The organism is Aquabacterium sp. (assembly GCF_004297345.1).
In the GTDB taxonomy this organism is placed as follows: domain Bacteria; phylum Pseudomonadota; class Gammaproteobacteria; order Burkholderiales; family Burkholderiaceae_C; genus Aquabacterium.
This window is the reverse complement of the sequence record NZ_SCTN01000303.1, coordinates 1-8,305: the sequence shown is the minus strand read 5'-3', so window position 1 is coordinate 8,305 and position 8,305 is coordinate 1. Positions and strand designations below refer to the sequence as shown.

The 8,305-nt window shown below is 61.0% G+C and carries 11 protein-coding genes and 1 tRNA gene; all 12 read right to left on the bottom strand.

From position 1 onward, the window contains the following. Window positions 1-3: 3 nt before the first annotated feature. Window positions 4-78 (bottom strand) — tRNA-Val (locus tag EPO09_RS10780). A 63-nt stretch (window positions 79-141) separates the two neighbouring features. Beyond that, window positions 142-867: a DNA polymerase III subunit epsilon gene (gene dnaQ / locus EPO09_RS10775; protein WP_290642944.1), complete on the bottom strand. Its 726-nt coding sequence runs from the start codon at window positions 865-867 to the stop codon at window positions 142-144. Window positions 868-897: 30 nt separating this feature from the next. Further along, window positions 898-1,236: an ISC system 2Fe-2S type ferredoxin gene (gene fdx, locus EPO09_RS10770; RefSeq protein ID WP_290642942.1), complete on the bottom strand. Its 339-nt coding sequence runs from the start codon at window positions 1,234-1,236 to the stop codon at window positions 898-900. A 21-nt stretch (window positions 1,237-1,257) separates the two neighbouring features. Continuing rightward, window positions 1,258-3,126: a Fe-S protein assembly chaperone HscA gene (gene hscA, locus EPO09_RS10765; protein ID WP_290642940.1), complete on the bottom strand. Its 1,869-nt coding sequence runs from the start codon at window positions 3,124-3,126 to the stop codon at window positions 1,258-1,260. A gap of 15 nt (window positions 3,127-3,141) precedes the next feature. After that, complete coding sequence (gene hscB / locus EPO09_RS10760; protein ID WP_290642938.1) at window positions 3,142-3,666, bottom strand: Fe-S protein assembly co-chaperone HscB; 525 nt, start codon at window positions 3,664-3,666, stop codon at window positions 3,142-3,144. Between the two features lie 86 nt (window positions 3,667-3,752). Further along, entirely contained in the window at window positions 3,753-4,076 is a 324-nt protein-coding gene (gene iscA, locus EPO09_RS10755; protein ID WP_290642948.1) for an iron-sulfur cluster assembly protein IscA, read from the bottom strand. Between the two features lie 88 nt (window positions 4,077-4,164). Next, window positions 4,165-4,551 (bottom strand): Fe-S cluster assembly scaffold IscU, encoded by a 387-nt coding sequence (gene iscU / locus EPO09_RS10750; protein ID WP_290642936.1) that lies wholly within the window; start codon window positions 4,549-4,551, stop codon window positions 4,165-4,167. A gap of 35 nt (window positions 4,552-4,586) precedes the next feature. Further along, the gene (locus EPO09_RS10745; RefSeq protein WP_290642934.1) at window positions 4,587-5,807 is read right to left on the bottom strand and encodes an IscS subfamily cysteine desulfurase; all 1,221 of its coding nucleotides are present in this window, start codon (window positions 5,805-5,807) and stop codon (window positions 4,587-4,589) included. A gap of 151 nt (window positions 5,808-5,958) precedes the next feature. Then, entirely contained in the window at window positions 5,959-6,492 is a 534-nt protein-coding gene (gene iscR, locus EPO09_RS10740; RefSeq protein WP_290642932.1) for a Fe-S cluster assembly transcriptional regulator IscR, read from the bottom strand. 251 nt (window positions 6,493-6,743) lie between these two features. Then, entirely contained in the window at window positions 6,744-7,250 is a 507-nt protein-coding gene (locus tag EPO09_RS10735; RefSeq protein WP_290642946.1) for a low molecular weight protein-tyrosine-phosphatase, read from the bottom strand. Window positions 7,251-7,351: 101 nt separating this feature from the next. Then, on the bottom strand, window positions 7,352-7,609 hold the full coding sequence (locus EPO09_RS10730) for a hypothetical protein (RefSeq protein ID WP_290642930.1): 258 nt from the start codon (window positions 7,607-7,609) through the stop codon (window positions 7,352-7,354). A gap of 112 nt (window positions 7,610-7,721) precedes the next feature. Continuing rightward, the coding region (locus EPO09_RS10725; RefSeq protein WP_290642928.1) for a UvrB/UvrC motif-containing protein at window positions 7,722-8,305 on the bottom strand (584 nt) is incomplete at its 5' end.

Here is an 8,305-nt window from a genome sequence, read left to right as displayed (position 1 = left end):
TCTTGGTGGGCGGTGCAGGGTTCGAACCTGCGACCCCTGCCGTGTGAAGGCAGTGCTCTACCGCTGAGCTAACCGCCCGAAACTGGTTCGGGACTTGCCGCGTTTCGCTGATTTATTTGTCGCAATCAGCGAAGACCATGACTATAGCACAACTTCAATCGATTTCCACAAAGTTTTTCCGCCACTGGCTTTGTCGATGGCAGCCAACGATTTCTCGAAATCCTCTGCCTCTTCGTCCGTGGGTTTGATCACCGGCAGATCGAAAGCGCTGAAGTCAATGGCGACCACTTCCTGAGCGCCCTGCCCTTCGCTGCCTTCGGATGCATCGCTGTCGATCAGCAAGGCATCCTGGCCGCGGGTCATGTTGATATAGACCTCGGCCAGCAACTCAGCATCCATCAAGGCGCCGTGCAGCGTCCGGTGGGTGTTGTCCACCTCCAAGCGGCGACACAAGGCGTCCAGCGAGTTGGACTTGCCCGGGAACATCTCGCGAGCCATGACCAGGCTGTCGATGACCCCACCCACGTAGTCCTTGAACACACCGCGATTGAGGCGCTTCAACTCGGCATTGAGGAAGCCAACGTCGAAGCTCGCGTTGTGGATGATGATCTCGGCGTCACGGCAGTACGCGATGATCTCGTCAGCCAGTGCGGCAAACACGGGCTTGTCGGCCAGGAACTCGTCGGTCAGGCCGTGGATCTTGACGGCGTCCTCGTGATTGGGGCGCTCGGGGTTGATGTAGAAATGCAGGTGCCGGCCCGTCAGGCGGCGATTGACCATTTCCACACAACCGATTTCGATGATGCGGTCGCCTGACTCAGGACTCAGGCCGGTGGTTTCGGTATCGAGGAAGATCTGTCTGGACATACGCAACTGTAACGCCAGTGAACCGGGGGCTTAATGGTTCTCGCGTGCGTGGTTGATCGTGTACTTGGGGATCTCGATCGTCAGATCCTGACCTGCCACGATGGCCTGACAGCTCAGCCGCGAATCGGGCTCCAGCCCCCATGCGCGATCCAGCAGGTCTTCTTCCGTCTCTTCCATCTCGTTGAGACTGTTGAAGCCCTGACGCACGACGACGTGGCAGGTCGTACAGGCCGCGCTCATGTCGCAGGCGTGCTCGATCTCGATGTGATTTTCCAGCAGGGCTTCGCAGATGCTGGTGCCCGGCGCGGCCGTGATCTCCTTGCCTTCAGGGCAAAGGGTGGCGTGAGGCAGGATCTTGATGATGGGCATGGGAAGACGGTATTCGAGCGATCAGACTTGATCGAGTTTGCGGCCAGCCAAGGCCTGACGGATGCTGCGGTTCATGCGTTCGGCAGCAAAGGCTTCGGTGCCATCGGCCAGCGCCTTGATCGAGGCTTCCAGCGCTGTGATGTCACCACGGTCACAACGCTGTCCGATCTGAGCCATCAGGCCATCGATGCGAGTGCGGTCTTCTGCGCTGAGCAGGTCACCATCTGCCGCCAGTGCGGTGCGGGTGGCTTCCAGCATGCGCTCGGCTTCCACACGGGCTTCGCGCAGGGCACGATCCTTCATGTCAGCAGCAGCGGTGGTAAAGCCTTCACGCAGCATGTGGGCCACCTGGTCATCGGTCAGGCCATAGCTGGGCTTGATCACGACCGAGGCCTCGACGCCAGAGAGCTGCTCCTTGGCTGACACGCTCAACAAGCCGTCAGCGTCCACCTGGAAACTCACACGGATGCGCGCAGCACCAGCAGCCATGGGCGGGATGCCGCGCAACTCGAAACGCGCCAGGGAGCGACAGAACTCGACCTGCTCGCGTTCGCCTTGCACCACGTGCACGGCCAAGGCGGTCTGGCCATCCTTGAATGTGGTGAAGTCCTGTGCCAGGGCACAAGGGATCGGCGTATTGCGCGGGATGATGCGTTCGACCAGGCCGCCCATGGTCTCCAGACCGAGGGACAGCGGCAACACGTCCAGCAGCAGCAATTCGCCTTGGGCGTTGTTACCAGCCAGTTGGTTGGCCTGAATGGCCGCACCCAATGCCACCACCTCGTCGGGATTCAGATCAGTCAGCGGAGGCTGGCCGAAGAAGGCACCCACGGCATCGCGCACAGCAGGCATGCGGGTTGACCCACCCACCATGACCACACCCTTGACCTCGTCGGGCTTGACCTTGGCGTCACGCAGCACACGCTTGACCGAGGCCAGAGATTTGTCGATCAAGGGCTTGGCCAATTCGGCCAGGCGCTCACGCGTGAGCTTGACCGACAACATGCCGGTCGACAGCGCACAACTCAGATGGGCGCTGCCATCGGTAGACAACTTTTCCTTGGTACGGCGCGCTGCCACCAGCACGGTACGCTTGTCTTGCGGCGTGACCGCTTCCATCTTGGCATCGGCCAAGGCCGCATCAGCCAGCAGGTGATCGAAGTCATCGCCACCCAGGGCTGAGTCGCCGCCAGTGGCCACCACCTCGAACACGCCGCGGCTGAGTTGCAGCAGCGAGATGTCGAACGTACCGCCACCCAGGTCGTAGATGGCGTAAAGGCCTTCTGCACCGTTGTCCAGGCCATAGGCAATCGCCGCAGCCGTGGGCTCATTGAGCAGACGCAGCACGTTCAGGCCAGCCATCTGGGCCGCGTCCTTGGTGGCCTGACGCTGGGCATCATCGAAGTAGGCTGGCACCGTGATCACGGCACCGAACAGGTCGTCGTTGAAGGTGTCTTCAGCGCGCTGGCGCAGGCTGGCCAGAATCTCGGCCGAGACCTCAACGGGCGACTTCACGCCCGCGACCGTCTTCACAGCCACCATACCAGGCTGGTCTTCGAACTGATAAGGCAGGCGCCCTGCATCAGGCAGATCAGCCAGACGACGCCCCATGAAGCGCTTGACCGACACAATGGTGTTTTGAGAATCCTCGGCCTGCGCGGCCAGGGCCTCAAAGCCGATGTGACGGCGAGTCTGACCGCGCTCGTCCACCATGTAACGCACGGCTGAAGGCAGGATCACCCGGCCCTGCTCGTCGGGCAGGCACTCGGCAGAGCCGTTGCGAACCGCAGCCACCAGCGAGTGCGTGGTGCCCAGGTCGATGCCAACCGCGATGCGGCGCTGATGGGGATCGGGCGATTGCCCAGGTTCGGAGATTTGCAGCAGGGCCATGTGTGATCAGCAGTCTCAGCTGGCGTCTTCGTATTGTTCAAGTCGGGCATCGATCTCTTCCAGCAGGCGATCGATGAACATGAGGGCACGCACTTCCTGCGCGGCCTGGGTCGGGTTGGCATCCACGTCCAGCAATTGCGTGACATGAGCCAGGCGAGCCTTGCGCTGGCCCGTAACCTCGTCGGACAAGGCCTCGACATCCTGGGCGCTACCGGCCTCTTCCAAGGCTTCGCGCCACTGCATCTGCTGCATCAGGAAGGCACCAGGCATCGCCGTGTTGTTCTCGGCCTGAACCGGTACGCCGGCCAAATGACAGAGATACGCCGCACGTTTGAGCGGATCCTTCAAGCGTTGATGCGCTTCGTTGACACGCACAGCCCATTGCATCGCAATGCGTTGCGATGCCCCACCCTCAGCCGCAAAGCGATCAGGATGGACCTGGGCTTGCAAGGCTTTCCAAGCCGCGTCCAGTTTGGCGCGATCCAGCGCGAAGGCCCTGTCCAGCCCCAGCAAGGTGAAATCGTCAGCGTCGATGTTCATGGCCACAGCAACCCGTTAAAAAGAGAAACCCCACCACGTGGTGAGGCTTCCATCCTTGCAAGGCACATGCCTTGCGCGCGTCACGCTTAGATGCGGAAGGACTCACCGCATCCGCAACGATCACGTTCGTTCGGATTGTTGAATTTGAATCCTTCGTTCAAGCCTTCACGAACAAAGTCCAGCTCGGTGCCGTCGATGTAGGGCAGGCTCTTGGGATCGACCAGGATCTTGACGCCCAGGCGCTCGAAAACGATGTCTTCCGGCGCAATCTCGTCGGCGAACTCGATCTTGTAGGCCAAGCCGGAGCAACCGGTGGTCTTGACGCCCAGACGCACACCCACGCCCTTGCCGCGGCGGCCCAGGTAGCGCGTGATATGGCGTGCAGCCGCCTCGGTCAGGCCAACGGTCATGCTGGCGTTGACTTCAGCGATGTCCGCCAGCGGCCCATTGCCGGGACCGGCTGTGCACGATGCCGGGTTGGCGGCAACGGAGGCTTGATCAGGCTGCATGCTTGGCCTTGTAGTCATTGACGGCTGCTTTGATGGCATCTTCCGCCAGGATCGAGCAGTGAATCTTGACCGGGGGCAAAGCCAGCTCTTCGGCGATCTGGGTGTTCTTGATGTCCAGCGCCTCGTCCAGCGTTTTGCCGCGCACCCATTCGGTCACCAGCGAGCTCGAAGCAATCGCAGAGCCGCAACCATAGGTCTTGAAGCGGGCATCTTCGATCACGCCGGTGCTGGGATTGACCTTGATCTGCAGCTTCATCACGTCGCCGCAAGCAGGGGCGCCGACCATGCCGGTGCCAACAGACTCGTCGCCCTTTTCGAAAGAGCCAACGTTGCGGGGGTTTTCGTAGTGGTCAATGACCTTGTCGCTGTATGCCATGGTGAAACTCCAAATCTGTCAAAAGAGCGATGTGCTTAGTGTGCAGCCCATTGAATAGTGCTGATGTCAATGCCGTCTTTGTACATATCCCAAAGCGGTGACAGTTCGCGCAGCTTGGCCACGCGATCCTTGAGCGTGTTGACCACGTAGTCAACTTCTTCTTCCGTGGTGAAGCGGCCGATGGTCATACGCAGCGAGCTGTGCGCCAGTTCGTCACTGCGCCCCAGGGCACGCAGCACATAGCTGGGCTCCAGGCTGGCCGAGGTGCAGGCCGAGCCCGAGGACACGGCGATGCCCTTGATGCCCATGATCAGCGACTCGCCTTCCACATAGTTGAACGACACGTTCAGGTTGTGGGCGACGCGCTTGTCCAGATCGCCATTGACGAAGATCTGTTCGATGCCTTGCAAGCCGGCCAGCAGGCGGTCACGCAGCGCCTTGATGCGCACGTTCTCGGCGGCCATTTCTTCCTTGGCGATGCGAAAGGCTTCGCCCATGCCAACGATCTGGTGCGTAGGCAAGGTGCCCGAACGCATGCCGCGCTCGTGACCGCCGCCGTGCATCTGCGCTTCAATGCGGATGCGGGGCTTGCGGCGCACATACAGCGCGCCAATGCCCTTGGGGCCGTATGTCTTGTGCGAGGCCAGGCTCATCAGGTCAACCGGCAACGTGGCCAGGTTGATATCGACCTTGCCTGTAGCTTGCGCGGCATCCACATGGAAGATGATGCCCTTTTCGCGGCACAACTTGCCGACGGTCTCGATGTCCTGGATCACGCCGATTTCGTTGTTCACGAACATGACCGAGATCAGGATAGTGTCGGGGCGGATGGCAGCCTTGAGCACGTCCATGTCCAGCAGCCCGTCTTCCTTGACATCCAGGTACGTGGCCTCGAAGCCCTGACGCTCCAGTTCACGCACGGTGTCCAGCACGGCCTTGTGCTCGGTCTTGACCGTGATGATGTGCTTGCCACGGGTCTTGTAGAACTGCGCGGCGCCCTTGAGGGCCAGGTTGTTGGACTCGGTGGCACCCGAAGTCCAGACGATTTCACGCGGGTCGGCGCCGATCAGCTCGGCCACTTGCACGCGCGCCTTCTCGACGGCTTCTTCCGCTTCCCAACCATAGGCGTGGGTGCGCGAGGCGGGGTTGCCGAAGTGCTCGCGCAGCCAGGGAATCATGGCGTCAACGACGCGGGGGTCGCACGGCGTGGTCGCGCCGTAGTCCATGTAGATCGGGAAGTGAGGGGTCATGTCCATAGTGGGGACTCAACAAAGCTGGCGCCATACCCGTGCCACATCGTGACAAGAGCGGCTGCTGGCGAGAAATAAATGAGCTCAGCAGAGCACAAAACCGACCATTATCGGGGACACCACCCAGGGTAGGCAAACCCTGGGGACGGGTGTCCCTTTACTTGGTGAGGGTTGCGCCCAAAGCAAAGACCGAATTGGGGGCCGTGACCTTGATAGGCTTGACCACCGGCTGGGTAGAGATCGCACGCTTGATGGGCTGGGCCTCGATGGACACCCCCTTGGCGAGCTGGTCTTCAACCAGTTTGCGCAAGCTGATCGAATCAAGATACTCGATCATCTTGTTGTTCAGGCTGGTCCAGAGGTCGTGCGTCATGCAACGGCCACCTTCTTCGCCCATGCAGTTTTCTTTGCCGCCGCAACCGGTGGCGTCGATGGGTTCATCCACGGCCACGATGATGTCGGCCACGGTGATGTCATCCGCCTTGCGGCCCAGCGAGTAACCACCGCCTGGGCCACGGGTGCTCTCGACCAGCTCGTGACGGCGCAGTTTGCCGAACAGTTGCTCGAGGTAAGACAGGGAAATTTGTTGCCGCTGGCTGATGGCAGCCAGGGCCACGGGGCCGGTGTGCTCACGCAGAGCCAGATCGATCATCGCCGTTACGGCAAAACGGCCTTTGGTAGTCAGACGCATCGCTTCTCTCCTTGGTCAGGGACTCGGTTGGCGCCCATCGAGGCAGGGATGACCTGTGGGCGGCGAAGCCGGGATCTCCGACAAAGCCTTATTCCGAGTAATCGACTCGATTATAAGGTACCCCACTGATTTAGTCAACTTAACCCAAGGGAGTTCCCTTGCGGATTGACGATGACGCCCATAGGCACGATCTATCAAGATTCGGGCCAGGGACTGCCCATTGGCACAATGGTCTGGTCAAGCCTGCGCGCTCAAGGCTTGGACCCAACAGAACCGACAACTTGTCGCAAATGTTCGACCAGGCCGTCACAGGCATGCTCAACCAGGTCCAGCACAAACTCAAAGCCGGCAGGGCCGCCGTAGTAAGGATCAGGCACGACCTCGGCGCCAGCATGGGGCGAGGTCGAGGCGACAAACTCGGTCAGGCGCTTGAGTTTGCAGCGCAACGCAGGGTCTTGCGGGCAATTTTCTTCCAGCAAGGCCAAGTTGTCCCAATCCATGGCCAGCAGGAGATCGAACTGCTGGAAATCCTGCGCCTGCACCTTGCGGGCGCGTTGCTGGCTGAGGTCGTAACCCCGCTTGCGCGCAGCCTGCTGCGACCGTTGATCCGGGGGGCTGCCCACATGGTAAGCGTGCGTGCCGGCCGAATCGACCTCGATCACATCAGCCAGGCCAGCCTGAGCCAGTTTGTGGCGCAGCACACCCTCTGCCGTCGGACTGCGGCAAATGTTGCCCATGCAGACCATGAGCACCCGCATGCGTGCCGTTGACTGAGCATTGGAGGGTCTGGAGCGCGACTGAAAGAAAAAGGCCATGTCGCCATTGTCACGCGCTCATCCACACCCCAGAAGGGCAAAGGTCACATCACGTGGGCGCTTGGCGACATTCGCACCAAGGGCATGCTCGACCCCAGCACGTGCATGGTGCCGTCCTCATCAAGATCCAGATGCTCGCCGGTCGCGAGTTTGTACTCGACCTCGCCCGTGGGCTCCCACTGGGTTCGCATGTCCAGCAGATTGTCGACACGGGTCAGGTGCTCGTAGGCGTGCACCTTGTAGGTGGCACCGTGCATGTCCTGCACGCGGAAGGTTTCAAGGCAGTGAAGCTTCTTGTCCATGACACGCTCCTGCAAAACGGTCAGGCCCGCGCCCGAACCGTTCTGCGATTCTGCGCCGCCTGCACCAGCTTGAAAAGCCCTGCAATTGATCCGACGCAAGCAGGGCGACGGCTTAGCCCTTGCGCACGGCAGACGCAAGCACGACGTGATCGTGCACCACGGCGCCGAAGGCCTGCTCCTTGAGCAAGGCCAGCTGATCGCGCAGGCGGGCTGCCTTTTCGAACTCCAGGTTGCGCGCGGCTTCCAGCATGTCTTTTTCGAGCTGCTTCATGCGCTTGCTGAGGTCGCGCTCGGACATGCCTTCGCTGCCCTCCATGGACTTGACCAGGGCCTCGGCCGCCTTCAAGTCATCCTTGGCCGCGTTCGACATCACGCCATCAATCAACTCCTTGACCTTCTTGTTGATGGTCTTGGGTGTGATGCCATGCGCTTCGTTGTGCGCAAGCTGCTTGTTGCGACGCCGCTCGGTCTCGCCGATGGCCTTGCGCATGGACTCGGTCATCTTGTCGGCGTACAAGATGGCACGACCATTCTGGTTACGGGCCGCACGGCCAATGGTCTGGATCAGGCTGCGCTCGGCACGCAGGAAGCCTTCCTTGTCGGCATCCAGAATCGCCACGAGCGAGACCTCGGGGATATCCAACCCCTCGCGCAGCAAGTTGATGCCGACCAACACGTCGAAGGTGCCCAGACGCA